Source organism: Arthrobacter sp. P4_F10, assembly GCF_056401435.1.
In genome coordinates this window covers 1-25,467 of the sequence record NZ_JBFUJJ010000037.1, presented here as the reverse complement: position 1 = coordinate 25,467, position 25,467 = coordinate 1, and the positions used below count along the sequence as shown (strand labels likewise).

The 25,467-nt window shown below is 63.4% G+C and carries 16 protein-coding genes and 5 pseudogenes; 13 read left to right on the top strand and 8 right to left on the bottom strand.

What is annotated here, in order from left to right:
• Nucleotides 1-135: 135 nt before the first annotated feature.
• Nucleotides 136-960 carry an alpha/beta hydrolase gene (locus AC1DR1_RS20400; RefSeq protein ID WP_476993198.1) on the bottom strand — a complete coding sequence of 275 codons (825 nt, stop codon included), beginning with the start codon at nucleotides 958-960 and terminating at the stop codon, nucleotides 136-138.
• Between the two features lie 1,297 nt (nucleotides 961-2,257).
• Between AC1DR1_RS20400 and AC1DR1_RS20395 the strand changes: the two genes are divergently transcribed.
• The 3 genes and pseudogenes from AC1DR1_RS20395 to AC1DR1_RS20385 form a co-directional block, all read left to right on the top strand.
• A complete protein-coding gene (locus AC1DR1_RS20395; protein ID WP_476993199.1) occupies nucleotides 2,258-3,583 on the top strand; it encodes a purine-cytosine permease family protein in 1,326 nt (441 codons plus the stop codon).
• Nucleotides 3,576-4,136 (top strand): annotated as a pseudogene (locus AC1DR1_RS20390) (PfkB family carbohydrate kinase); the annotation flags it as partial. The gene AC1DR1_RS20395 and the pseudogene AC1DR1_RS20390, both read left to right, overlap by 8 nt.
• 116 nt (nucleotides 4,137-4,252) lie before the next feature.
• Nucleotides 4,253-4,423, top strand: a pseudogene (locus tag AC1DR1_RS20385) (PfkB family carbohydrate kinase); the annotation flags it as partial.
• A 402-nt stretch (nucleotides 4,424-4,825) separates the two neighbouring features.
• Here the strand turns inward: AC1DR1_RS20385 and AC1DR1_RS20380 are convergent.
• On the bottom strand, nucleotides 4,826-5,194 hold the full coding sequence (locus AC1DR1_RS20380; protein WP_476993197.1) for a TetR-like C-terminal domain-containing protein: 369 nt from the start codon (nucleotides 5,192-5,194) through the stop codon (nucleotides 4,826-4,828).
• 108 nt (nucleotides 5,195-5,302) lie between these two features.
• On the opposite strand from AC1DR1_RS20380, the pseudogene AC1DR1_RS20375 reads away from it, so the two are divergent.
• Together AC1DR1_RS20375 and AC1DR1_RS20370 are read left to right on the top strand one after the other, a co-directional pair.
• Nucleotides 5,303-5,827: pseudogene (locus tag AC1DR1_RS20375) on the top strand (MFS transporter); the annotation flags it as partial.
• 70 nt (nucleotides 5,828-5,897) lie between these two features.
• Complete coding sequence (locus AC1DR1_RS20370; RefSeq protein WP_476993196.1) at nucleotides 5,898-6,560, top strand: hypothetical protein; 663 nt, start codon at nucleotides 5,898-5,900, stop codon at nucleotides 6,558-6,560.
• 430 nt (nucleotides 6,561-6,990) lie between these two features.
• Here the strand turns inward: AC1DR1_RS20370 and AC1DR1_RS20365 are convergent, their stop codons facing one another.
• Together AC1DR1_RS20365 and AC1DR1_RS20360 are read right to left on the bottom strand one after the other, a co-directional pair.
• Nucleotides 6,991-7,281 carry a helix-turn-helix domain-containing protein gene (locus AC1DR1_RS20365; RefSeq protein ID WP_476993195.1) on the bottom strand — a complete coding sequence of 97 codons (291 nt, stop codon included), beginning with the start codon at nucleotides 7,279-7,281 and terminating at the stop codon, nucleotides 6,991-6,993.
• Nucleotides 7,282-7,283: 2 nt separating this feature from the next.
• Complete coding sequence (locus AC1DR1_RS20360; RefSeq protein WP_476993194.1) at nucleotides 7,284-8,441, bottom strand: FAD-dependent oxidoreductase; 1,158 nt, start codon at nucleotides 8,439-8,441, stop codon at nucleotides 7,284-7,286.
• A gap of 1,409 nt (nucleotides 8,442-9,850) precedes the next feature.
• Here AC1DR1_RS20360 and AC1DR1_RS20355 point away from each other — a divergent pair.
• Both AC1DR1_RS20355 and AC1DR1_RS20350 read left to right on the top strand, forming a co-directional pair.
• Nucleotides 9,851-10,276: an ester cyclase gene (locus AC1DR1_RS20355; RefSeq protein WP_476993193.1), complete on the top strand. Its 426-nt coding sequence runs from the start codon at nucleotides 9,851-9,853 to the stop codon at nucleotides 10,274-10,276.
• Between the two features lie 426 nt (nucleotides 10,277-10,702).
• A complete protein-coding gene (locus tag AC1DR1_RS20350; protein ID WP_476993192.1) occupies nucleotides 10,703-11,536 on the top strand; it encodes a sulfurtransferase in 834 nt (277 codons plus the stop codon).
• A gap of 225 nt (nucleotides 11,537-11,761) precedes the next feature.
• On the opposite strand, the gene AC1DR1_RS20345 is transcribed toward AC1DR1_RS20350, so the two are convergent.
• The gene (locus AC1DR1_RS20345) at nucleotides 11,762-12,172 is read right to left on the bottom strand and encodes a hypothetical protein (RefSeq protein ID WP_476993191.1); all 411 of its coding nucleotides are present in this window, start codon (nucleotides 12,170-12,172) and stop codon (nucleotides 11,762-11,764) included.
• A gap of 215 nt (nucleotides 12,173-12,387) precedes the next feature.
• Here AC1DR1_RS20345 and AC1DR1_RS20340 point away from each other — a divergent pair, with 215 nt between their 5' ends.
• The 5 genes from AC1DR1_RS20340 to AC1DR1_RS20320 all read left to right on the top strand — a co-directional run bounded on the left by AC1DR1_RS20340 (nucleotide 12,388) and on the right by AC1DR1_RS20320 (nucleotide 18,616).
• Nucleotides 12,388-12,603, top strand: a complete 216-nt coding sequence (locus tag AC1DR1_RS20340; RefSeq protein ID WP_476993190.1) for a hypothetical protein — start codon at nucleotides 12,388-12,390, stop codon at nucleotides 12,601-12,603.
• Nucleotides 12,604-13,148: 545 nt separating this feature from the next.
• Nucleotides 13,149-13,679, top strand: a complete 531-nt coding sequence (locus AC1DR1_RS20335; RefSeq protein ID WP_476993189.1) for a MarR family winged helix-turn-helix transcriptional regulator — start codon at nucleotides 13,149-13,151, stop codon at nucleotides 13,677-13,679.
• Nucleotides 13,680-13,696: 17 nt separating this feature from the next.
• A complete protein-coding gene (locus tag AC1DR1_RS20330) occupies nucleotides 13,697-15,070 on the top strand; it encodes a pyridoxal phosphate-dependent decarboxylase family protein (RefSeq protein ID WP_476993188.1) in 1,374 nt (457 codons plus the stop codon).
• A gap of 225 nt (nucleotides 15,071-15,295) precedes the next feature.
• A complete protein-coding gene (locus AC1DR1_RS20325; RefSeq protein ID WP_476993187.1) occupies nucleotides 15,296-17,296 on the top strand; it encodes an FAD-binding monooxygenase in 2,001 nt (666 codons plus the stop codon).
• A 48-nt stretch (nucleotides 17,297-17,344) separates the two neighbouring features.
• Entirely contained in the window at nucleotides 17,345-18,616 is a 1,272-nt protein-coding gene (locus AC1DR1_RS20320; protein WP_476993186.1) for an MFS transporter, read from the top strand.
• Nucleotides 18,617-20,325: 1,709 nt separating this feature from the next.
• On the opposite strand, the gene AC1DR1_RS20315 is transcribed toward AC1DR1_RS20320, so the two are convergent.
• The gene (locus AC1DR1_RS20315) at nucleotides 20,326-21,063 is read right to left on the bottom strand and encodes an AfsR/SARP family transcriptional regulator (protein ID WP_476993185.1); all 738 of its coding nucleotides are present in this window, start codon (nucleotides 21,061-21,063) and stop codon (nucleotides 20,326-20,328) included.
• A 614-nt stretch (nucleotides 21,064-21,677) separates the two neighbouring features.
• On the opposite strand from AC1DR1_RS20315, the pseudogene AC1DR1_RS20310 reads away from it, so the two are divergent.
• A pseudogene (locus tag AC1DR1_RS20310) lies at nucleotides 21,678-22,241 on the top strand (IS1634 family transposase); the annotation flags it as partial.
• Between the two features lie 141 nt (nucleotides 22,242-22,382).
• Here the strand turns inward: AC1DR1_RS20310 and AC1DR1_RS20305 are convergent.
• Together AC1DR1_RS20305 and AC1DR1_RS20300 are read right to left on the bottom strand one after the other, a co-directional pair.
• Nucleotides 22,383-22,766, bottom strand: a pseudogene (locus tag AC1DR1_RS20305) (transposase); the annotation flags it as partial.
• 285 nt (nucleotides 22,767-23,051) lie between these two features.
• Nucleotides 23,052-24,911 (bottom strand): alpha-amylase family glycosyl hydrolase, encoded by a 1,860-nt coding sequence (locus AC1DR1_RS20300; protein WP_476993184.1) that lies wholly within the window; start codon nucleotides 24,909-24,911, stop codon nucleotides 23,052-23,054.
• Nucleotides 24,912-25,467 lie beyond the last annotated feature (556 nt).

The following is a 25,467-nucleotide window of genomic DNA, read 5'->3' as shown; positions in this document are numbered from 1 at the left end:
CACTAAGGCAGGTGTGCACGGGAATGTGCTCTTGCGGCGTCTGGACGCCTTCCGCCGGGGACTTCCATCTGGCCATTGACGTGAAGCGTGTGTGGTGAGCGGCCGAAACGCGCGTGTACTCGGCGTCCTGAGCCGTCACGGGCACCCGGTCGCCCCGCCGCGGCCAGCCACGTCGACGAGGGCACCGATGAGTTCGGGACCCAGCCCCAGTGCTGCATCGTTGTGGTTCGCCGCCGCTACCTCCACCTCGATGACGTAGTTTCCGGCGTCCCGGGCCGCCTGAGCCACGTCCCGGCTCTGCTGTGCGGGCACGATGGTGTCCGCGCTCCCGTAGACCACGGCGGTCGGGATGTCCGCTCGCACTACGTTCTCGCGTACCGGGTAATGATCGCGAAGCATCCAGCCCACCGGCACGCCGTAGGCTGCCCGGCCGACGTCGGCGAGCGAGGTAAATGGTGAGCGCAGCAGCATCGCGGCTGGAGGGTGCTCGGTGGCGAGCTCCGTGACCACCCCGGCGCCGATGCTCTCCCCGAAATAGACGAGCGAGCCCTCCGGTACTCCTGCCGCACCTGTCAGGAACTCGCGAGCGGCGCGGACATCGCGCGCGAGACCGTCCTCGGACGGGTACCCGGGATTCGCCGCGTAACCGCGATAGTCGAAGAGCAGCACGCCGAAGCCGAGCTCGCTGATCGCTCGTCCCAGCTCTGCCCGATTAGCCCGGTTGCCGCCGTTGCCCGGTGCGACGAGCACGGTCGCGCGGCAGCCGACTGTGGCTGGCAAGTACCAGGCACCGAGCTCGAGGCCGTCACTCGTCGTGAGCGTGACTTCCTGGGCTCCGGGCAACAGCTCGGCGGCCGGACGTGGCTGGCCGCGGTCGGGAAAATAGATGAGCGAGCGTTGGAAGAACCACGGCATGCCAATCAGGAGCCCGACGACGACGAACCCGGTCGCGAGCGGCATGATCCTTCGCACCGTCAACTTTTTCGCCACCGTCTTATGATCGCAGAGCTGTGCGCGCCGCACACGGCACGTGACCCACGACCTGATCACCGACCGCTGACGCACGCCGTCGAGCACGTGATACACGGAGAAGAAAAAAATTCGTACCACCCCGGACCGGGGTTTAACCGGCTGATACCGGCCGGACCAGGATCCGGGCGCCCCTTAAGAGACAGAACCATCGAGGCTGGAACTTAGGAAAGGTCCGGCCTCGATCTGTTGAATACCGGGGTTCGGTTACTTCAACTGCGCGGTGCTGCCTGTCCGGGGGTACTGGTAGAGGGTTTCGCGGCTGATGTTGAGAGTCACCGATAAACCATGGGCGTCACGCGGACAAGTGTGGACACTGTACACACCATTTTTGGCCGGACAAACAGCCGCCCACTTCTCCCCCAGGTCCCCCAGGAAACAGCGAAAAGAGGCCAAGAATCTGGAAGAAAATTTCGCGCAGGTCATGTCAACACCACAACCCCACAGCATGAATAAGTGCAAGACCAACCACGACAACCCGAGGAAGCCAGAAAGGAGCGCCGGATGACCGCACATCCCAGCAGGCGGAGTGCCCACCAGCCAGCGCCCTGAACCCGCCGTCCACACAACTTCATAGGCCTCCGCGGCAGCCCGGCACCAGCCGCAACAAGCGTCAGAGGGACCCGAGCAGGGTTAATGTCCACACGTTAAAGCAAAAACCCCCTCTGACGAGGGGGAATGCCGTGCCCGAGGTGGGACTCGAACTGCATTCCAGCCCTTGCACACACTGGGACTCCCGGAAACATACGGAATCCGGGCCGATCCGGCCCCGGTACGACCCAGTCCGAAGCCCAAAGTGTGTACTTTGTACACACGTCCTTTTTGCCACATTTCAGGCATTACAAAGCGCTGCGTGGGAACCAGCGAAACGGCCAGTCAACACTGCTGAACTAAGTTCGCGATTCCATGAACCAACCGGCTGGTGCAGGCGCCGAAGCTTCCCACGCGAAGATGACTGACCCGCCTCAAATATCCTGAAATCTTGGCGTTGCCACAGCCTGGATGAGACGGAATGAGGCCCTGTTGTTGTCCCTTCCACGAGGCAAGTCAGGAATCCGGCCTTGCGTCTGTCTCACGAATGCCGGACTGTGCACCCGCCCCGGGTGTCCATCGAATCCCGACGGCTGACTTCGGCATCGGAACGGCGGAGGCGATCAGACCGAGCTTCTAATGTCTCCGATCCGTCAAGGCCTGGAAGCCGCAACGCCGGCAGCGTCGACCGCAAGACATCTGGCAGGCACTCATTGTCGCCGCCAGTGGTGCCGCAGGAGCGTTTGCGCTCGTCGGTGTGGTCTCGATCGCCGGTCGCCGCGGAGGCGCACCCAGCATGACCCTCTCCCGCGCCACCTTCGGCCCGCGCGGCAACATCGGGCCGACCCTCGTGTCCCTTCTCTCCCGGCTCGGCTGGGAGACCGTGAACACAACAACGGGAGCGTTCGTGCTGCTGTCACTGTTCGCCGTCCTGTTCGGTACGGGGAGCGAGGCGAAGAGCGTCCCAATTCTCACGATCATCGCCATCGCGATCTTCGAGACCTGCACCCGGCTCGTCTCCGGCCTGGGCCACGCCGCCATTCTGGTGATCCAGAAATGGGCTACCTGGATCTTCGGCGCCCTCAATGTCTTTGTCGCGATCTTCCTGGCTGCCACGATCAACTGGAGCGCCGTTGCCAGCGCACCGGCCGGACCGGTCAGCGCCATCATGATCGGCATCGGCGTGATCGCCGCGGGCACCGGCATCGGCTGGGCGAACGCCGGCGCCGACATGGCCCGATACCAGCGCACCAGCGTGAAGGCGGGCCACCTCATCGCCTCCAGCGCCGCCGGCGCCGGCATTCCGCTCGTTATCCTCATCGGGCTCGGGGCATTGCTCACCGCCGGCGACCAGAGCCTGGCCTCCTCAGCGCACCCGGTGGCAGCCATCCGCGAACTGCTCCCGAGCTGGATGGCCATCCCGTACCTGATCGCAGCCTTCGGCGGCCTGCTGCTCTCCAACCACCTGTCCGTCTACTCGGCCGGGCTGACCACATTGACCCTTGGCATCAAGGTCAGGCGCGTCTACGCCGTCACCCTTGACGTCGTGGTCACCTTCATGGGTGCCATCTACTTCATGCTCGTCGCCGAAGGCTTCTATGGCCCGTTCATCGCGTTCATTTCGTTGCTCGCCATTCCGATCACCGCGTGGCTCGGCGTCTTCCTCGTGGACATGATCAAGCGCCGCCACTACCACCCGGATGAGTTGATGAACCTAAAAAAGGGCGGCGCCTACTGGTACAACGGAGGATTCGAATGGCGCGCCACGGCCAGCTGGGCCATCGCTATCCTGACCGGTTTCCTGTTCACCTCTGTGCGCACGTCCGCTGACAAGACGTGGCTCTCGGGGTGGCTTTCCGAAACCTGGGTCGGCGCCAATGGTCTGGCATGGATTGCCGCCTTCGTTGCTGGCCTATACCTGCTGCTCGGCGGCGCGCGTGGCCACCTCAACGCTCCGACCACAAAAAACGACCAGGACCGGGAAGCAGACCAGGACCAGGAAATGAAGGTGCCCCATGTCTAGCTCCTTTGGTTCCCCGGCACCACTCCTGATCTACACCGGCAACGTGATCGTCGACATCGTGATGACGATTGATGGTCTGCCCGCCCACGGAGGCGACACCCTCGCGTCCTCCTCGCTCATCACGGCCGGCGGCGGATACAACGTGATGGTCGCCGCCGAGCGTGACGGCCTTCCGGTCACTTTCGCCGGACAATACGGCTCCGGGCCGTTCGGGAGCATCGTGCGGTCGGCCCTGGCCGACAGCGACTTCGACATCGCCCAGCAAGGGCTCGAAGGGACCGACAGCGGCTACTGCATCGCCCTTGTCGACAGCTCCGCCGAGCGGACTTTCGTGACCCACGTCGGAGCCGAGGGACAGCTCACCCGGTCTGACCTTGACAGGGTCGATGTTAAAGGCGAGAACGTCGTTTACGTCTCCGGATATAGCCTTGCCCATCCTGTGAACGCTGCCGCGCTGCCAGGCTGGCTCGATTCCCTTCCGAATGCGGTCCGGGTGATCACCGATCCGTCCCCGCTGATTGCCGAACTCGACGCCGGTACGCTTGCCCGTGTCCTTGCCCGCACCGATGTCTTCACCGCGAATGCGCGTGAGGCAACCCTCGGGTCGGGCCTGGACAACCTCACGACGCCGCGACTTGGTACCTCGAACACATCAGGCCSGGCGGACTGGTGGTCGTACGGGACTCCGACAGGGGATGCTGGCTTGCCGGCCCCGACATTGGTCCAGAGCCGGTGCTGGTTCCCTCCTTCGCTGTCAGGGCGGTCGACACCAACGGCGCCGGCGATGCCCACGGCGGAGTCTTCGCCGCCGCCCTGGCACACGGTGAAACGCCCCTGCATGCTGCACTGCGCGCCAATGCAGCCGCGGCCCTCGCGGTGACCCGCATCGGCCCGGCAACCGCCCCGACGTCGGACGAGATCGACGCCCTGCTGGCCAGGCAGACGCCGACCACGCCCCGTGCCGGCGTGGCAACACTCTGACCCGGTTCACATAGCCGAGCAGGTATCGGCAGCACCCAGCTGCCGATACCTGCTCGGAGGCTATGTGGGACACCCGTTCCAGCTCCTTAGAACTGAGACAGGTCCAGTGGCGGCTACTCCCCTACCCCGTAGTCGGCCGGTACGGCCTGGGCTGTCGTTCGAGTTCGCCAGTTGGAGTTCTCAGAATCGAGGATGTCGAGCTTGTTCCTCCGCCCAGGGGACGATCGTTAGGCATGGACCTGCCAGRGACGAGCGAACTCGTCACCGGAGCAGCAGCTGCAGTCTCCGTCGCAGGCCCAGTAATTCCGTGGTCGGATCGGTGAAGAGAATCCGGTAAATGATCGGCGCGACGACCATATCGACAATGTCGTCCACGGCCGGCGCTTCTTCGCCGCGCCGGGCGGCGGCCCCGCGGATGGTTTCGAGGTGCTCCTTGAGGATGTCGAAGTACCGCAGGGTGGCGGGATAGTCAGCCACTATATCCCGAAGGATCTGACGGCCCAGGGGCGACGAAAAGTCTTCAACTTGGGACTCCAGCCACGTGCCGAGGTCTCCCGCTAGGGAACCGGTGTCCTCGACCGGCCCCGGAACGAGCCGGCTGGTGGCCATGGCGGCGAATAACTGCTGCATGTCCCCCAACGCCGGTAAATCGTCGACGGCGTCACTCCCGCCCGGGACTATGACCTGAAAGCAAATAGTTAGCGATAGGAGCACGGTTTGGGTAGATCAGTTCCCCGTATGGGGCGCGGCGGCGCGTTTGGACTGCACGCAGCGATTCTGGCCGTGTTCCTCGGTGCCTCGGCCGTGCCGACGCCGGTCTACCCTCTGTACCAGCACCTGTGGGGATTTCCCGCGGTGACCACCACCGTGATCTTCGCCGTCTACGCCCTGGCATTGCTCGCCAGCCTGCTCGTGGTGGGCCGGCTGGCGGACCATGCAGGTCACCGCCCGGTGCTCCTGGCCGCCATCGTTGTCGAGGTTGCCTCCATGGCAGTCTTCATGTCAGCCGGGGACGTTGCCGCGCTGGTGGCCGCCAGGGTCCTGCAGGGTGCCGCCACCGGTGCCGCGATGGGTGCGGCGGGGTCGGCGCTGATGGTTTTCGAGGACGGACGCCGCGGGGGAAGCGCGGCCCTGGTCAACGCCGCGGCCGCACCCCTGGGTCTTGCCCTTGGAGCAGCAGGCGCCAGCGTGATGGTCGACATGCTGCCGGCTCCCACCCGGCTGTGCTACCTGGTCGTGGCCTGTACCGTGACTGTGCTGGCTGTTTTGCTGCTGTTCGCCCCGGGTTCCGGCGCGCCGGTCCCCCGGGGCGTGGGCTTCCCTGAAGCCGAGCATGAGCATCCCGGAGAGCGCCCGCGGCGCGATGGCCATCGGGATGCCCGTTGCCGGGGCGATCTGGGCCCTGAGCGGACTGTATCTGTCACTCGGGCCGGCCCTGGCGCGGAGCGTCACCGGCGACGGTTCGTCCCTGCTCGGCGGCCTCGCCCTGCTGTGCCTGTACGTTCCTGCGTCCCTGGCGATCGTGATGTTGCGGCGCCTGAGGGACGGGTCCGTTCTGATCATCGGGATCAGCGCGCTCATCGGCGGGGTCAGCGCCGCCGTGGCCGGAGTCGTCCTCGGATCGCCGGCCGCTTACTTCACGGGGACGGTCGCCGCCGGCGTGGGTTTCGGCGGCGGATACTATGCCGCGCTGCGGGCCACCCTTCCCTTGAGCGCACCGGAAGAGCGCACAGGCCTGCTCTCCACGATTTACATCATCTGCTACCTCTCCTTCAGCCTCCCCGCCGTAGCAGCGGGCCTGCTTATGGACAGCGTGGGGCTTCGGGCGACCACGCTGGGCTACGGGACACTGCTCGTTGCGGTCTGCCTGCCTATCCTGACCGTTGTGCTGCGCCGCGCCCACAGGGAGCGTCGTCGGTACGCGGCGTCGCCTTCGAGCGCGATCGTGCGCAGTCCGGGATCGATGGCGGCAACGACCGACCGGACCGTCGAGTAGCCGGGGGCGGGAAGGCCGCGGTCGAGCGCGACGTCACAGATCCGTCGGTGGATGAACGCGATGGTCGGCGCCGGGCGGCGGAGCGCGACGCCTTCGATCGCGCCCACGATTTCGGCCGGCAAAGCCCAATCGCTCCGCTGCTTTTCCCGCACACATCTGGACGACGGGACCCAGCTGACCGGCTGCACCCAACCACCAGGGAACCTCGGACTGACACCTCACCACCGGGGACCGGCGGCCGTGCACAACCTGTGTTGTGGCCGGTCACCAGCGGCAACGTTCCCCATGGACCAAGATTCAGCACCCCCGCCGCCGGCCCGGGCGTTCGGCCAGGTCTTTTCAGCCATAGACCACAGGCGGCTCCGGTGGGCAGACGCGAAGAAGGCCGGCATCCTTTTAGGGGCCGGCCTTCTTCATGTCTGTATCTGGTTTAGTCTCCCGCGGCAACGTCGTCTTCCCTGACCTGGCCCGCGGCGATGCGTTCGGCGGTCTTCGCGAACGCATCCTCGATATACGCCATGAGGTCACTCTCGCGGACCCGCCGCACGCCTCTTCCGCCGAACTGGCCTGCAGGGAGCTCGCCGCTGCGAACCAGCGAGTATACGAGCGCGCCTTTGACGTTCAGAATCTCCTGGACCTGTTCCAGAGTCAGCATCCTGGGGAACGCGGGTCCCGTGGTCGGCGCAGGGTTCTCTTTCCCCTCCTCTGTCCGTTTCGGCATTCTCAATCCACCCCATTCCGGTGTTGCGGCTCGTCCTTGGTGCGCTGTCCGCGGCGGAGGGATCCGGCCGCGTTCAACACCGCATTGCGCGTCGTGATGCCTGATCGGGTCTTGGGTACGAGGAGGCGCGATGCGATGCCGGCGCCCCGTTGTAGCGGTCGGACGTGTTTGCGGTGCGTGTGTTCATAGCCGGCGAATGCGGCGGTGTGGTCATCCGGGTGGGCGGCAATCGCGTCGGCGAGGGACTTGGCGCCGATGATCGCGCTGCTGGATCCTTCACCGAACAGCGAGATGCAACTCGCCGCGTCACCGAGCAGCACCACGCGGCCGGCAGTCCACTTCGGTACGTCCACGCGGGTGACGGCGTCGAAGTACCTATCGCCGGACGCGCCCCACTCCTCGAGCGCGAGCGTGGTGAGCCATCCGCCGCCGGCGTAGGTGGATTCGACGAGGCGTCTGCCTTGTTCCGCATCGCGGTAGTCGAAATCGTGCTGCCCACGGAAGATGAATGCGAACCCGGGCTTCCCACCCGCCGGATGGATGGTCAAGGAGGTTCCCGGTTCGTTGTACAACAGCACGGTGCGCGGATCCTCGATCGGAGTAGGGGCGCGCACGGTGCCCACGAACATGCCGAATGGGCGGGAAAAACGTTCTTCGGGGCCGAATGCCAAACGCCGAACGGTGGAGTGGACTCCGTCGGCTCCGACGACCAGGTCGAAGCGACGGGAAGGGGTCCGCTGAAACTCGACGTCGATTCCACCGCCGTCCTGGTGCAGGGCGGTGATCGAGTCGTCCCGGATGATGAGGCTGTTCTCCCGGGCCTTCTCGAGCAACAGGCCGACGAGTTCATTGCGCGCGACCTCGACCTCCTCGTGGCTGTCGACGCGTTGGCGCGTGCGGATCGTGGCCTGTGGCCGCCCGTCGGCGTCGACGAAGACCAGGCGTTCGACACCGGTGGCTGCCTCCTCCAGGCGCGACCAGATACCCATTTGCCGTGCAATGGCGACCGCTCCTCCGCGTACGTCGACAGGGTTGCCACTAGATCGTGTGTCGGCCGCTCGTTCCACAATCGTGACCGACCAACCGGCCTTCGCCAGCCAGTACGCGACGGTCGAGCCGGCAATGCCGCCGCCGGAGACCAGTACGCTTCGATCCACCATGCCCCCCATTCAAGCACTCAACACCAGAGGTAAGTCCGCTTCCCTGGGGATTCCACATCGGGAACCCCTCTGGAACAGCTGCTCGTCAGTTCGGTCGCGGTCGAGCTCACACACCGCCAGCACCGGCCAGTTCTGGTCGTCCCGCTCGCCCGACAGGTCCCCCCGGGCAACCTCACTGGCTGAATACTCCTGTTTCGGCCGCTGAGGGGACGGCGACTGGGCGCCTCGGTCTCAGAAGTCGGACGCCGCCCAGTCGATTCGGCGGCTCGCGTTGAGCGGGACAAGGTCCGGCATTCCTCCCGCCGGGGCGGGACAGACGCCCTATATCTGCGTTGACGGCAGGCGTAGTCTGTACGGAATTCACCTTCATGAGGCCAGACAGGAAGGGGGCCTGCAGAGCATGAGCATTAAAGATGAGTGGGACCGGCTCGATTCGGAGACCCGGACCTGGCTTCTGGAAAATCCGGGATGCCTGATCCTGCCACGTACTATGTCGACCAAAATGATCGAGGGAGCCGACGGGGACCTCGAGAGTGACCCGCACGGGCAGATCGTACTGTCCCAGGCTGACCACGAATTTATCCGGGAAAAAGCGGAGGCTGCCGGAACAATCCGCGTCCACCCAACGGAATGCCAATTCTTTGACACAGCACCCTTGCCTGATATCAGGAGAGCGCCGGCTGGAAGCATGCCGCAGCTCCGCCCAATGAGACTCAGTAGGATCCAGTGGGCAGCTACCCGCGGTGATGCTCGGGATCGCTAGACCGGAGCCAATAAACAGCCCCGGGGACACCACGACCACGCAGTAGTGGCTCCCCTGTCCCTCCGACAAAGGAATTCTGTGGGTTCAGCCTGGCTGAACTGGTGGTGGTGTTGCCGCCGGCGGGAACGTTCGTTGGTCCCGGATGCGCGGTGGCAAAGGCACGTTGCGCGTTGTCGCGTTCAACGGCGGTCCGTCGCTGGTGAGTGGCTGCGGTGGTTCCTCCTGGGCGGCGGACCGCCCGCGTTCCGGAAGGTTCCCGGCCCTTCACGGGGTGAGTGGCCGGGCGGCTGTATTGGGGGGTCAGCCGCCCAGATAGGGTTTCCGGTCCTCCCAGTTCGGTGATCCCGGTGATCTCGGCTTTGGGATTCGGTGCCTTCGGCGACCAGTTCAGCATCGATTTTCCGGTCGACGGCGACCATGCACGCGTGCGACGGCACGCACCATGCGGAGGGCACTGCGCCGCACATAGCGTGCGCCTCCATCGAAGAAAACCCCTCGAGGAGATCTAGGTTGAAGCGGGCCACCTTCACTACCACAGCCAGGCCAGTGGGTTTAGACTGGCCACCCACGGGACCCTTGAACTGCTCGTACTGGTCGGTTCGGTCGGTCCGGGTAAGGGCCTCCGTGTACAAACGGAAGGACGACTGTGGAGTCTGAGGACAACAAAGCGCTCGTGCAGCGCTTCTACGCAGAGATCGACGCCGGGAACATCGATGCGATGGACGATCTGGTCGCTGAGGACTATCTTGACCACAACCCGCCATTTCCCGGACTTCCGGCCGGACGGGAAGGCCTGAAACAGGCCTTCCGCATATTCTGGAAGGCGACGCCAGGGCGGCACGAGATCGAAGACCAAATCGCCGAAGCGGACAAGGTGGTGACCAGGTTAACGGCCTACGGTCGACACGAGGGTGAGCTCCCCGGACCCCTGCCTCCCACAGGTGCCGACCTGCGGGAAACCGGAGTGGCCATCCACCGAGTCCAAAATGGAAAGATCGCCGAGCATTGGTCAGACCGGGACGACCTCGGGCTGATGCGGCAGCTCGGCGTGATCCAGATACCCGGGGACTGACCCGGCATCCACGTACTGTTCATGGCTGCCGGCACAGCCCGCGTCCTGTCATCGGCCGGCGCGATGATCGTAGCTCATACGGTCATGGGAGCTTCGCGTGGCCTATGGCGGGGCGAGTTCTCCTCCGTTTTCCGGCGGAAGCGAACTGATCGCGGTATTCCCCTGCAGGGACGACCACACGTGGCTCAGGAACTACCTTGAAACCTGCGGCATCCGATGCAATTCGACGTGTTTGCCATGTTCTCTGGCGTGTCTATTCGAACATATATATTGGGTATCTGCTTGCCTGAAGTCGTCCCGCAATGGCCGGGCTGATCGGCGACCTGGACTGCCCCTGATCAGGCCGCAACGCAGGGATGTGGCACGGTAATCTCCATATATGAGACATCCTGTCTTGAATTATGGACTTTCTGTATATCGTGGGGCATGGACGCGACTCAGGCAATCCCGGACTCTATTCCTCCTTTCGTCGACGGAGCCTGGCTTCAAAGGCACCGCGATGGCGTGGTTGTCGCTGACGCGCGCTGGTACCTCGACGGTTCCTCTGGGCGGGGGGCGTACGACAGTGGGCACATCCCATGTGCCGTGTTCGTGGACCTCGACGCGTGGCTGTCCGGCGGCGCCGGTGCGAGAGGGCTCAATCCGCTGCCCGATCCGGCGGTGTTCGCCCGGGGGATGTCTTCTCTCGGTGTAGGCGACGACTCGACGGTCGTCGCCTACGACGACGCCGGGGGCGTCATTGCGGCACGGCTCGTGTGGATGCTGCGGGCGCTCGGGAAGCGGGCGGCGTTGCTCGATGGCGGGATTGCGGCATGGCCGGGTCTGCTCGACAGAGACCCTGTGCATCCTGCGCCGGCGAGCTTCACAGCGGCTCCATGGCCCGAGGAGTCCCTGGTGCAAGCCGACGACCTCGAGGCATGGGCCGGCATCGTGGTCGATGCCCGCCATGCCGACCGCTTCGACGGCAGCCTTCAGCTCCCCACGGATCCCCAAGCCGGGCATATCCCTGGCGCGGTGAATGTGCCATGCCGAGAGAATCTCGACTCCGTTGGCCGGCTGCGGCCTATCGCCGAGGTACGCGAGGCGTTCGCGCGTGCCGGGGTCCGGGACGGCTCTGCTGTCGTTTCCTATTGCGGATCGGGCATCACGGCGTGCCACAACCTGCTGGCCCTCGAACATGTCGGGCTCGGTCGTGGCCTCCTCTACCCCGGCGGCTGGTCCGAATATGCCGAGGACCCGCGACGCATCGCAGAGAGGTAGAGCAAGCCGAGGAGGTCCTGGAACAAGCCCGGGTCACATGGTCCCAGACGTAGTCACTGGTCGCTGTCGCCGGGGATGACGAKGTCCTTCAGCGGCGCGGGGTCGGTGTTCGTGGCCTGTTGGAGGAGGCGGTAGAACAGCAGCCCGCGGCTGGCTGAGGTGCGGCGGTCCGGCGGCAGCTCGGTGCGTTTTCCTTACCAGCGCGGGGGGGCGGCTGTAAGGGAGTCAGGCTGTCCGGCCCGTGCCTTCCGTGTCGTCGTCAGCGGGGCCAGGAGCTGCATCCTCAGCGTCCAGCGCACCGTCTCCACCGCCGCTGGGGCGCTCCGTTTCGCCTTCTCCGTAGTCCCCTTCGGCATATCCTCCGGTTGCCGGTCCGGCCTGGTCCCCCACTGTCCCGCCTTCCCCGTAGTCCCCTTCGGCATATCCTCCGGCTTCCGGTCCCTGGTCCCCCACTGTCCCGCCTTCGCCGTAATCCCCTCCGGCGTATCCTCCGCCTTCCGGCCCGGTCTGGTCCTGGCTAACCGTTCCGCCTTCGCCGTATTCCCCGCCGGAATATTGGCCGACCTCCCTTTCAACGGGGGGTTTCGGGGTGCTGTTATCGTGCTGTTGGGCTGCAGATTCTGGGTTCTCGGACATCGAAAATCCTTCCTTGAAGGATCGTGTGCCCGTGCGAATGCAGAGGCATCACGGCTTCGCGACCGAGGACGAACCGGCGGGCGAGATCTGGCGGGCAAGGGGAGATCTGCTGCTCTACCGATACCGAGACCGGCCTGTGTGTTAATTCTACTTCCAGGGGTCCCTCCGATGACGTCCCGATTGCCTTATCGCCAGGTGGCAGGATGGGGTCCAACATGGACAGGCGGTTGCGGCGCGCTCCTGACGCGGAATGGGTGTTGATGTACCGGCTCGGACTGAGCCGGAAACGCATCGCTGAGCTCGTGCGCGTTCATCCCGCCCTCGTCGGCTACCACCTGGTCATCGCCCGCCGTCAGGACGTGGATATCGGTGACGCGGGAGTCTCAACGACGAAACAGGATCTAACCCGTCAATTGGTGCGTTTCTCCTAGGGCTGCGAGTCGATGCTGGTCGCGCGGAGAACTGCTCGCCGCGGTAGGTGAGTGCGAGTTTGTCGTAACGTATTGCCGGAACACGCCACTGCTTGGATTGAGGCTGCATTTGGCTTCTTCGATCCCGAACAACCGCGGTCTGGGTATGTCCAGTGGGCCACAAAGGGCGGCGCTGCTGCACCACCGACCTTGCCCCGAAGCTCATCTTTCGCTAGTGATCGATTCGGAAACTAGACCTCTAGCTTTTTGTTTGGGCTCCGGAAGCTGTCTAGGCACAGGGCTCGACGGCGACTCCCCTGTCCGAAATGTCTTCATTCATCTCGCCGCTGCTACCAGAAATCGATAGATATTTCGAAGCTTGCCTTCTCCCGCTAATAGGTCGACGGCGTGCGAGCCTCCCCGACTACCTTCGGTTCTAGATGGCGCAGTCAGTGAAGTTACGCTAGACTTCTAGCAAATATAGCTCCCACCCTCTGACCGTTATTGGAGAAACTGTGATCCCTGAAGCCGCAGAGGAATCTGCAACCCCTGAGGAACCCTTCCGGATGACTGCCGATACCCAGAAGATGAAGCGCATCGGGGCCTCTGAATACGAATCCCTGGCCCGTGCCGCTGCCATTGAGCTGTACCCGGAGGTCAATTCGCCCGCCATGGCGTTGTGTTTCAATCTCATCCGAGCCGCAAACAGGATGACCACTGACATGGAAGTCTCGGTGCACCGCCCCATGGGCATCAGCTTCGCCGGGTACCGCCTGCTGTTCACCATCAAGTCGGTGGGACAGGTTAACCCAAACGAGCTGGCCCGGTTGTCCAGCGTTTCCACAGCCTCCATAGCCAGCTTGCTCAACACATTGGAGAAGAGCGGGCTCGTTACCCGAGAACCGGATCCAGAGGACAAGCGCAAAACCGTAGTGCAGCTTTCGGACGAAGGCGAGCAAATGCTGGCCGAACTCTTCCAGATCAACAACCAGCGCGAGCAAGCCTGGGCCGCGGGGCTCACCGAAACCGAAGCGTCGATCCTGGCCCAACTGCTGCGCAAGCTGTTGCTGCACCACCCGGCTCCCCGAACCAGCTAGAACTATAGGAGATACACATGAGGGCTCAAGACGTCCGGTTGGACGACACCGTGATCGCCGAGCTAAGGCAACGCGCCAAAGACTTGGAGGCGCATTCCACGTTGTGGGCCGGAGGCCCAGAAATTGACTCAGCAGGCTCAGCTGCTCTTTCCTCCCTGGTTGAACGGCTGGCCAACATGTATCCATACGGGGATGCAAAGTACATCGGCCAACTCCTTAAGCCCCCGCACCCTGTGGCTTGGGTTGCGCAGGCCATCACAGCACTGATCAATCCGAATAACCATGCTATGGACGGAGGCCCGGCGACCGCGGTCCTGGAAAAGGAAGTCGTGGCCAAACTTGCGGCAATGTTCGGTTATGAAGAACATCTGGGCCATCTGACATCGTCCGGCACCATCGCAAATCTTGAGGCGCTCTGGGTTGCCAGGGAATTGCATCCCGGCAAGGTCATACTGTCCGGAACCAACGCCCACTACACGCACGAGCGCATGTGCCGGTTGCTCGGAACCCCGCACGAAACCATTCCGGAAGACGACCTCGGCCGTCTTTCGATGGCGGATCTGAGGACTAGGCTCGCGCAAGGCGGGGTCGGGACCGTTGTCGTCACTTTGGGCACGACCGGTCTTGGTGCACTGGACCAGGTCCATGAAGCCGCGGACCTGGCAGCCGAATTCGGAGCCCGGCTTCATATCGATGCGGCTTACGGAGGATTTCACACCCTCCTGGCAACTGGTCCCGAACCGCTGGTTGTTCCTGCCCCCTTCCTGGCCATACGCCGGGCAGATTCAATCGTCGTAGATCCACATAAGCACGGACTTCAACCCTACGGATGCGGATCTGTACTCTTCGCTGACCCATCTGTCGGCAAGCTCTATTCACACAATTCCCCCTACACCTACTTCACTTCTTCTGACCTTCATCTTGGGGAGATCAGTCTGGAGTGCTCCAGAGCGGGAGCGTCGGCGGCAGCATTTTGGACCACGGTTGAAGCTCTGGGATTGTCACGCGAGGGAATGGGATCGATTATCGCCGACGGCCGAAAGGCCGCGCTGCAAATCGCTGACATCATCAGAGCCGCCGACGGCGCCGAACTCGTCGTCGAACCCGAACTTGACATCGTCTGCGCCTTCCCTCKACGTCCTACAACTGGGCAAATATCTGCGGCGACAGAAGATGCGTTCGCGGCTATGGCCCAGGACGGCTGGCACTTGGCACTGTATCGGGTCGACAGCAAGTGGCTTGCGAGGAACCATCCATGGGTCGTAGTTGATAGTGACTACACCACTGTCCTGAGATCCTGTGCCATGAAACCCGAGCACCTCCAACTGGCCCAAGAGTTCAGCCACCGGCTCATTGCGTCGATGGAGCAACAACCCTCACGGACAAGCTAAAGGCGCAGCATTGTCGGCCGCGCTCGGCCGTGAATCCGCATCACCATTGACTTACCCGCGCACGCCCCGACCGTGGATGATTCGAACGCAGCTGGACGAGTACCTCAAAGGACTTCAGGCATTGGACGGGGCACCCAGATGCGGAGAGTCAAATTTCAGATACCGCGCGTCTAACTCTGAAGAGCTTCGACGCTGACCGACTTACAACGAAGTGAGGAATTTCCCGTGCAGTTTCACCATCACGGTTATGTATCCGGGGACCCCCGGACCCAGCCGGCAGCAGGAGTCGGCATCAACCGGCCAGTTGAACTTCCCAACGAGGTCGACGTGCTGATCGTCGGCACCGGTCCCGCCGGCATGCTCGCGGCCGCTCAACTGTCTCAATTCCCAGGTGTCGCCACGCGCATCGTGGAGCGCCGTCCCGGGAGGCTCGCCATTGGCCAGGCCGACGGCATCCAGACCCGCACAGTAGAGACGTTCCAGGCCTTCGGGTTCGCCGAGCGGATCACCGCCGAGGCGTATCGGATCACCGAGACGGCATTCTGGAAGCCCGACCCCACGGACCCCTCGCGCATCATTCGCATTGCCCGAACCCCGGATGACCCCGCCGACATCAGCGAATTCCCCCACCTCGTCGTTAACCAGGCGCGCGTGCTGGACTACTTCGCCGAGTTCATGGCCAATTCGCCTACACGGATGTCCCCCGACTATGGCCTTGAGTTTCGTTCCCTGAGCGTCGCGGAGGAGGGAGAATATCCCGTCACGGTGACCCTGGTCCACACCTTCGGCCCCCACGAAGGGCAGGAACGCATTGTCCAAGCCAAATACGTTATCGGCGCCGACGGTGCACGCAGCAAGGTCCGCGAGTCCATCGGCTGTACCCTCACCGGCGACCAGGCCAATCACGCCTGGGGCGTCATGGATGTCCTGGCAGTCACGGACTTCCCAGATGTTCGCCTGAAGTGCGCCATCCAGTCCGGAACCGGCGGCGGCATCCTGCTGATCCCGCGCGAAGGCGGCCACCTGTTCCGAATGTATGTTGACCTAGGCGAGGTGGACCCCAACAACAAGGGCGCCGTGCGCAGCACGTCCATCGATGAAATCATCCGCAAGGCCAACGAGATCCTCCACCCCTACACCCTCGACGTCCGCGACATCGCATGGCATAGCGTGTACGAGGTCGGCCACCGGCTCACGGACAGGTTCGACGACGTCCTGCCGGAGGACCGCGGTACCCGCACTCCACGGGTGTTCATCACCGGCGACGCCTGCCACACCCACAGCGCCAAAGCCGGCCAAGGCATGAACGTCTCCATGCAGGACGGCTTCAACCTCGCCTGGAAACTCGGCCACGTCCTCGAGGGCCGCAGCCCCGAGTCCCTGCTGTCCACCTACTCCGAAGAGCGGCAGGTGGTGGCAAAGAACCTCATCGACTTCGACAAGGAATGGTCCACCCTCATGGCCAGAAAGCCCGAGGAGTTCGAAGACCCCTCGGAGCTTGAGGACTTCTACGTCCGCACCGCCGAATTCCCGGCCGGCTTCATGACCGAATACGCTCCCTCAGCGTTGGTAGCCGCCCCTGAACACCAGCACCTTGCAACCGGCTTCCCCATCGGCAAGCGCTTCAAGTCCGCGCCTGTCGTGCGGGTGGGTGACAGCAACCCGATGCACCTCGGCCATCACGCAACGGCGGACGGTCGCTGGCGCATCTATGTCTTCGCCGACCCCGCGACACCCCAAAACCCGAAAACCGCAACCGCCTCATCGACCGAAGAATTCGCCAAGTGGATCGCCAATTCACCCGAATCGCCGCTCGCCGCCACTCCGGAAGGTGCCGACCCGGACGCTTGGTTCGATCTGAAGGTGATCTACCAGCAGGACCACACCAGCATCGACATCAACGCCGTTCCCGCGGTGTTCAAACCCCAAGTCGGACCTTTCCAGCTCACGGACTACGAGAAGGTCTACGCCACGGATCCCGCCTCGGACGTCTTCGACCTGCGCGGCGTGGACCGCGGCGGCGTCGTAGTGGTGGTACGCCCCGACCAGTACGTGGCAAACGTCCTACCTCTCACGGCAACGGCGGAACTGGGCGCCTTCTTTGCACCCCTGCTGCCGAACAAAAAGTCAGAGCCAATTGCATCCACGGCACTGCCTGGCGCAACCACCCCGACCGCCGTCCACATCAGCAACGGCCTTAAGGACGATCTCACCTTCTCAAAATGACCGGTACGCATCTGATCCGCCAGGGCATGAGTCAAGACGGACTGCAGGGTGCCCTACCGGAACCACGATCGGCACTACCGCCAACACTTCGGTAACTCCGTTCACCACCTGAGAACGCTGTTCAGACACCACCCAAAAATCGGCACCACCGTCGAATGGTACGACTTCTTCATCTATGCCACGGCAGCCGGTCTGGTGTTCGCCCAGCTGTTCTTCGAGCCAGCCGGCGCCTCCATCGCTCTGCTGTTGTCGTTCGCCTCCGTCGGCGTCAGCTTCCTCTTCCGGCCTCTCTGTGCCGTCCTTGCCGGTCATTACGGAGATAAGCTCGGGCGCCGCGCTATGCTCGTGCTGACCCTGATCCTCATGGGCGCAGCCACGACCCTGATCGGCTTCCCGCCGACCTACGCGACTGCCGGGGCTCTCGCCCCGATCATGCTCCTGCTGCTGAGGATCCCGCAAGGCATCTCCGCCGGCGGTGAATGGGGTGGTGCTGTCCTGATGGCGGTCGAGCACGGCCCCCCCGCGACCGCCGCGGACGGGCCGGGGCCGTCCCCCAGCTGGGCGTCCCGTTGGGGCTGCTTTCTGGCCACCGGCGTCACAGCGCTCATGACCGGTGTAATCTCCCCCGGGGCGGCCTTTCTTGAATGGGGATGGCGCGTACCCTTCCTAATGAGCATCGTCCTCATCGTCGTTGGCTACTTTGTCCGCCGCGCAGTGGACGAATCCCCTGTCTTCCAGGAAATTGCCGCAGCCAAAAAACAACCCCGGATGCCGACCGTTGAACTGTTCCGACGTCACGGACTGCTCGTGGTCATCGATGCCCTGATCTTCGCGGGCAACAACGCTGCCGGATACATGGCAACCGGCGGCTTCATCCCCAGCCTCGTGTCCAGCCCCGCTGTCGGTCACGAATGCACAGACGTGCTCGTCGCGGTCACTTACGGTGCTGGAGTCTGGTTCGTCTTCACCTACCTCGCCGGCTACCTCTCGGACAGAATTGGCCGTAAGAACACTTATTTCCTATGCTTCGGCTCCCAGCTGCTGGCCTGCTTTCCGCTCTTCTGGCTTATCAACACCGGGTCCCTGCCGATGCTCTACCTGGCGATGACCATCTTCAGTGTTGGTCTGGGACTTGCGTACGGCCCGCAGGCAGCAGCCCTGTATTCCGAGATGTTCCCGGCCTCTGTGCGCTTCTCCGGCGTCTCCGTCTCCTACGTCCTGGGTGCGATCCTCGGCGGTGCCTTGCCCCCACAATCGCCACCGCGGTCGTACAGGCCACCGGAGGAACGGAAGCCGTGTCCCTATACCTCGTGGGCATGACACTTATTTCCCTCGTGGCCGTCTCCTTAGTGCGGGGCCGCTCCGGCTTGGATCTTTCCATCCGGTATCAAGCCGAACAAGAAGTTGGAGCGCTCGTCTTTGACCGCCGAACCGCCGCCGTCCCAAATGAGCCCACCCAAGTTAACTGAGCCAACCGCGTTGGGCCGGGCTAGCAGAGAGCGCCCGGCCCAACGCGACGGAAGACGACTGCCTGCAGCAAGGACGCTGCAGGCTGCATCCCACCGGGAATTTTGAAGCGAAAGCCAGCAGAAGCACCACGTGGATCAGGCAGATCTTGACGGACCCATCGGACGACTTCGACGTGCACGGCCCGACGAGCGTGTGAACTCTCAATGCTCGGCGACCTTGGACGTGACCGTAATCCACGCCGGGCACTCCCCCATCTATTCGTAGTTCCGCATCGACGACGCCGAAGAGACCTGCCCCAAAGCACCCGGTCGACCGTGGCGGCTGGACTCTCACGTCGCCGCAGCCCCGCAGATGGTGCGCTTGCGAACGGGCATCGAGTCGCGCGGGGCCTTGCACGCGATGAGCAGATGTAGGCCGAACTCGTGGAAGGAAATGGCTGTGATCAGTCTCAATAAAGGAGATTTAAGTGTGGACAATGTCCACACTCCCTTTGGCCTGACAAAAGGGGGCAAGGTCCGGCTCCTCACTTCAGCAACGAGCCAAAACCAAGACCTTTGACGCAGGACCTCGAAGTCATGTTGCGCACACCACCCCTACCCATGAAGAGGTGTAGGACATCCACGACCTACCGAACGAACCAAGAGAGGAACGCATAGCCAGTACAGAGCATGCGGAGGGCCCACCCGCCAAGACCCTGAACCCGCTCCCCCAAAGCCAAACAGGCGACCCGCGGCGCCAGGCACACCCCGCGGCAAATGTCAGAGGGACCTGACCAACCAGAATGTACACACGTTAAAGCAAAAACCCCCTCTGACGAGGGGGTATGCCGTGCCCGAGGTGGGACTCGAACTGCATTCCAGCCCTTGCGAACACTGGGAACTCCCGGCAACATGCGGAATCCGGCCCGGTCCGGCCCCAGTACGACCCGATCCGGCGCCCAAAGTGTGTACTTTGTACACACCCCTCTTAAAGGGGGCGTGTGATGCCAGCCCGACACTCATTGTCGGGTGTTTCGACTTGTCGGGTGTTTCGACTTGTGGGGTGTTTCGACGGCTGCCATTTGCAATGAATGTTCGTGGGCGTCGTGTTGCTCACCGTGCAAACTTGAGCAAACCTTGAGCAAACGTAGGATTGAATCCTGAATCCTGTGCAGCAGGATCAAAGCAACCGGGGGCTGCCGGTTCTCGGGTGCCTTCCATGGCCGACACGCGGGCAGCTGGTTGCGGCTGACAACCGAGGCGGACTCGGAAGTGGGAAGTCCGCGATCATCCACCACGTGGGGGCCGCTGACAGAGAGCAAGGTGAAATGCCATGACCAACGATGATCGTCCGTCGGGAATCTCGGACGAAGACGAGTCAGACCCGGCCATGCCGTCCATGGGCACTCTAGTCATCCGCACCTGGCACGAGCCAGGCCAGACTCCGGGCTTTCGCGCCAGGATAACCTACAGCCGGGCCCCGGGCGATGAGCCGAGCACTGTCTCCACTGCTGATCCAGACAAAGTCCTAAGCGTTGTGCGCCAGTGGCTCTCCGCCCAGCCTGTCCCTCCCAGCGACGTCTAGATATCTCTCATTCGATTGCGGCTTGGCTGCGACCAAATGTCCGCAACGAGGCGCCGAATGGCCTCCGAAGGGACAAGGCCCATCTCCTGCTTCAGTTTCGCTTGATACTTTTCGAAGGCCCGAAGCGCGGCGGCAATGTTGCCCTGGTGCCGTTCAGCCTGAATGAGAAGTCCAACCGCACTTTCATAAAGCGGTTCGAGTTCTATTGCTGCCTCCGAGGCCTCCAAAGCAGACTCATAGTCACAGCGCGCCAGCGACTCGCGAGCAATGATGTGGAAAGCGTGGAGCCGGTCCTGCCGTAACCTGCTCTGTTCAAAGAGCACCCAGTCCTCATACCAGCCCGGGAGCAATTCGGCGTCCCGTAACTGGCGCAGACATGAGGCCGCATTTCCATTGAGCCCCACTCGGCTCAGCTCCCGGATCTGAGCCCGGACCCTGTGCAAGTCGACATCCACCAATTCGCTGAGGGACAGCACGGCTCCCCCGTTGACCAACAGGCCTGGGACCTGCCGCGAGACCAGGTGGATGCTCACCCGCAGGCTTTCCAGGGCCCTGGACTCGCGACACTCAGGCCATAACAGACCGACAAGGTAACTTCGGGGACGTGGACCGTTGATCGCCAGCGCAGCAATCAGCCGTTGTTGACGCCCTGCAACGGGCACGACGTCGGTGTCCCGGCGAAGTTGCCACGTTTGAAGCAGGCTCAACTGAAAACCATAGCCGTCATTGCCCATGGGTACCCCCAAGTCCAGCGTGGGTCTGAAGAGCTGGAATCCTATGTAGCAACGACTTTCCGCAGTTCGGAGTGTGATGTCAATGGCCTGCGTCATCTGGCGGTTTTGTGAAGAGAAGTAGGTTGAGCGGGGCACCCTGGCAGATCGTGCACAACAGTGACCGCCATTAGACCCTAGTGACCGCCAGTGCGGCCCTACGGCAGCGCCTATGCCCGGACCAGAGCCATCTCTTGAACTCGATTCGGACCGAATTGTCGTCCGGGAGCACTATCACCGTTCCGTCCCTCGGCGTCCAGCCGTCATGCAGGAAGAAGAAACGTCCGCCACTGAGCACCAGCAGGCGCAGACCGTCGTACCGGTAGAGCGCTGTGCCCCCGCTACTCACTTTCACCTCTTTGACGGCGTCCGACCCGATACCCAGCGGCTTGTGTGAATAAACCTCCGCCCGGGGCATGTACTGAACTCCTTGCTCGAAGTTCATTGCCAGCCGACGGCCCAGTGCCTGGGCATGACTTGGCTCACGCGTCGTTTATTTATGGCCGGCTAGGGCCGTAACCTGCGGTGATGCGTTCTGACCGGTGGCTTTTCACGCGGTTTGGCCTAATGTCGCGGATGTGGTGTTTATCAGGCAGGCGCGGACGGCCTCGGGAGCGCCGGCGGTCCAGATCGCCGAGTATGTGCGCGGTCGTCAGCGGATCGTGGAGCATGTCGGCTCGGCGCATACCGAGGTCGAGCTCGGCGTGCTGCTGGAGCGCGCCCGTGAGCTGCTTGAAGACCCTGCACAGGGTGTCCTTGACCTCGGCGCCGAGCCGACACCCCAGGTGTAGAGCCTGGTTGAACCTGCCCGCGGGCCGGGCTTGTTTGATGCGGCCGAGCTGGTCGGGCCAGCCGCCCGTGATGGTTCAGGACGCGTGGTGGGAACGGACTCGCGGGTCCTGTTCGATGCGTTGGCCTGGGTGTTCACGGCGTTGGGATTCGACAGGCTCAGCGACGCGGTGTTCCGGGACCTGGTGATCGCCCGGGTCGTGGAACCGACCTCACTGCTGGGATGCCGGCAGAGTCCTGCGGGCCCTGGCTGTGTCCCGGCCAGTTATGCGACCATGAAGCGCACCCTCGGCCGGGTCGCCGCGGGCAAGTACCGCGGCCGGATCGCGGCCTGGGCATGCTATGCGGACGCGCCGGCCACTTCTTATTTCGCTTGCTAAGACCGGCGGTTCCCTCACTGGTTTAGCTTATGCATGTAGCGTTACTCGGGCGTTACGGGCTCTTCGCTATTGGTTTGTGAGGCTGGCTTGGCCTGACAGCAGGCATGGCGGCCCCCAGGCCCGGGTGCGCATTTCCCGGGTGAGGGTCTCAAATCCGTAGCCGAACAGCTCCGGGTTCGTCACGGCGCGTCCGAAGAACCGTGAAACGGTCGCGTTCGAGGGCAACTGACCGAAGGCGCCGGGTGAGGAACGCAGGATGTCCAGATCCGGGGCATGTTCGCCTCCGGCGGCGAGCATCGCAGCCAGGGATCCGAACAGTTTGCCGGAACGATGCCGTGCGCCGGAGCGAACAAACTGGCCGAGCCGCTCTTCGCACAGCCGGCCGAATCCGAGGGCGTCCACGAAGCCCGTGAGGACCGTGACGCCGGCATGGGAGATCAGCGACTGGCCGGTGAAAGTGACGGGGACTGACGGAAAAACAGGGATGGAGTGCTGCATCGAAAAGGTGCTCCTTCACGACCGGGATTATTGGCTAAGGCACCCTTGTCAGAGCACCTTTTCGCCTTTTCGTTGTCCCGGTAGAATCGGTGCTGCAAACCCATCAGGGCAGAGGGTTCCTTAGGGGCCAAGGTCTGGTGGAATCAAGCCGACGACGTTCTGTTCGCGGATGGTGACGTGCACCTGCGCCGATCTAGCCGCCGCTCGCTCCACGACAACCCCCGCTGCGGGACCGTCGACGCCGCCTACACGCCCGGACCCGCGGTACCGGACCAGTCGATGTTCCTAGTCGGTTCGGTGGAAAACGTACCCCCAGCGCCCATCGATGGTCTGCTCTAGCCGGTCGGCGGTCCCGGCGGCGACCTCTCGGCCGCCAAGGATGTCGGTCCAGTTGCCGCCGTCCGGGAACGGCACTGAAATTTTCTGGGACGAGTCTCCGAAGTTCAGCGCAATGACGTACCGGTGGAACCTTCCGGCTTCGTCGTGCCCCCAGCGGTGATAAACGACGATCTGGCGGTCGGCGTCGATGCCGTAGCCGTTGTCGCATGGGATGCGCCGATCCCACGGCCAGCTGCCCGGGTACATGCCGGGCAGCCGGAGTACGGGGTGTTCCCGGCGCATCCGTGCCAGTCTGGTCAGGAGCTCCCCGGTCCAGCGCCCTAGCCCGTCTTCGGTCAGGGCCCATCGCTTCGGCCGTGGTGACACACGCTTCACTTGTGTGTGCGTGTCTTCCTCCGGCATCCACTCGTCCTGTCCGCCATCCTCGGTCTCGTAGAACATGGGCATGCCGTAGCTGGTGTAGAGGGCGATGAGGTACGGCTGGAGGCGGTGCCATGTGGCACGGCCGCCGGCGACGTAGGTCGGCGTCTCGTGGTCGTGATTGCCGATATACATGACGGGCAGGCGGCCGGGCGCGAAGCACAACGCGGAGTCAAGCCACCGCATGATCCCGGGTCCGAGGCCACCGCGCAGGTAGTCCTTCGTCCGCCAGAAGCCGTCGTCGATCCAGCAGCCGGTGGCATCGACGCGATTGGCAATGTCAATGGCATCCCAGCCGGCGAGGTGCTCGATGATGATCGGGAACTTGTCCTTTCGATCTGCGTCGCCGGTCTGCGCGAGATGGCTGCGGACGCCGTCGATGACCTTGGGGAGGCCGTGYTCCGCGGAGCCGCTGTAGTAGCCCTTGGTGAAGTCCAGACGCAGCCCGTCGATACCGAACGTGTCGATCCAGTACCGGCAGGTGCCCACAACGAACTCTTCGGTGCACCGGTTGTGATAGTCCAGCTCGGTACCGAATCCGCCTTCCCCGTACTGACCGGTGAAGGGGCTGTCGGCCGGGTCCCTCCATAGCCAGTGGTATGCGAACCCCAGCTGCTGCGCCTGGTCGATCTCCACGTGGTTGAAGACGGCATCCATAAGCACATGCAGTCCACGCTCGTGGCAGGCGCCAATCAGGCGCTTCAATGCCGACAACTGCTCAAGAGGATCGTCCGGATCGGCCACGTAGGCGTGTTCCACCGAGTAGTACTGGTAAGGCAGGTAGCCCCAGTTGAAGCCGCCCCCGACCCAGGCGGTCCAAGGCATGAACTCTACCGCGGTAAAACCGAGACTGGCGATGCGGTCCAGCTTTTCAATGACAGCCTGTACGGGCGGACGGTCACCGCGGTACTCCTTGGTGAAGTCTTCGAGGAACAGCTCGTAAATGACGAGGTCGGTCGGCGGCAGCCGCTTCGCCAGCGCGGTGACGACGTTATCCGCCGGGTGGCTACCGCCCACCACTACACCGGAGTTCTCGTTCTCGCCAACACCGTAGCGCGCACACGGATCGGTGAGAATCCGCGGCTCGACAGCGGTGCCCTCGAACGATACCCGGTATTTGTACTCGTAGAAGTCGTCGGGAATGGGTCCGGTCGTCGCTCTGTACAGGGTCCCGCCCTCCGAGGACTCTGGCTCCAGCCGCAAAGCATTGGCCAACTCCCACGGCTCGCCCGTGAGATGCCCTTGGAATGTACCGTAGGCGTCTATCGAGGCGATGTGGGCCTCTCCACCATACTCAGGGAGGTACTGCCCGGCGTCGGGGATAAACACACTGAACTGGATCCGGCCGCCCACGTCATGGGCACCAAAGTCCTCGTAGCGGACCATTTTCAACGCTCCAATCTGTGATGCCGCGGCGGATGTGGCGCGCCGGCGGGCAGGCGCAAATGGTGAGTCTAAGCTTCAGGGCAAGGTCAAAGTCGACGCTTGCCTCTCCTGCGTCAGCGGCGTCGGAACATGCTGGACTTACGGTCTCACAGAGGCGTTACCCCGGTGTTACCGATGCATCAGGTCACTGTTTGTCTGTGGCAACGGGCCCGGTTTCAATAGATCGCTCCGGCCGGCGGGGCGTGATCCGCCTGCTGGAGTTAGGGCTGTCCTCGGCACGCGTCAGCGACGAAGCAATGCAGTCCGTATTGGACGGCGCCCCTGTATGGTCTGGAGGCGTTGGCCTGTTCACCGCCGAGCAGAGATGAAAACCCCTCCCCGCAGTGCTGTCCTCAATCGGTGGTCTTCTCAGTCAGGCTCAAAGACGGCAGGGCAACAATGCTGCCGCACTTCGAGCCTTGCAAGTCCCCTCTCCACAGGTGCCCGCTGCCCCGGTACCTACGGCTGCCCCGCCAGAAGAGCCGACGCATGGCTAAGCCTGTCTGGCACCAACCTC

What these genes read in the sequence shown, in the direction of transcription:
- AC1DR1_RS20400 (WP_476993198.1), bottom strand. Translation starts at nt 960, where the DNA reads ATGCCGCTCGCGACCGGGTTCGTCGTCGTCGGGCTCCTGATTGGCATG.
- AC1DR1_RS20380 (WP_476993197.1), bottom strand. Translation starts at nt 5,194, where the DNA reads ATGCAGCAGTTATTCGCCGCCATGGCCACCAGCCGGCTCGTTCCGGGG.
- AC1DR1_RS20370 (WP_476993196.1), top strand. Translation starts at nt 5,898, where the DNA reads ATGAGCATCCCGGAGAGCGCCCGCGGCGCGATGGCCATCGGGATGCCC.
- AC1DR1_RS20365 (WP_476993195.1), bottom strand. Translation starts at nt 7,281, where the DNA reads ATGCCGAAACGGACAGAGGAGGGGAAAGAGAACCCTGCGCCGACCACG.
- AC1DR1_RS20360 (WP_476993194.1), bottom strand. Translation starts at nt 8,441, where the DNA reads ATGGTGGATCGAAGCGTACTGGTCTCCGGCGGCGGCATTGCCGGCTCG.
- AC1DR1_RS20350 (WP_476993192.1), top strand. Translation starts at nt 10,703, where the DNA reads ATGGACGCGACTCAGGCAATCCCGGACTCTATTCCTCCTTTCGTCGAC.
- AC1DR1_RS20345 (WP_476993191.1), bottom strand. Translation starts at nt 12,172, where the DNA reads ATGTCCGAGAACCCAGAATCTGCAGCCCAACAGCACGATAACAGCACC.
- AC1DR1_RS20340 (WP_476993190.1), top strand. Translation starts at nt 12,388, where the DNA reads ATGGACAGGCGGTTGCGGCGCGCTCCTGACGCGGAATGGGTGTTGATG.
- AC1DR1_RS20335 (WP_476993189.1), top strand. Translation starts at nt 13,149, where the DNA reads ATGACTGCCGATACCCAGAAGATGAAGCGCATCGGGGCCTCTGAATAC.
- AC1DR1_RS20315 (WP_476993185.1), bottom strand. Translation starts at nt 21,063, where the DNA reads ATGGGCAATGACGGCTATGGTTTTCAGTTGAGCCTGCTTCAAACGTGG.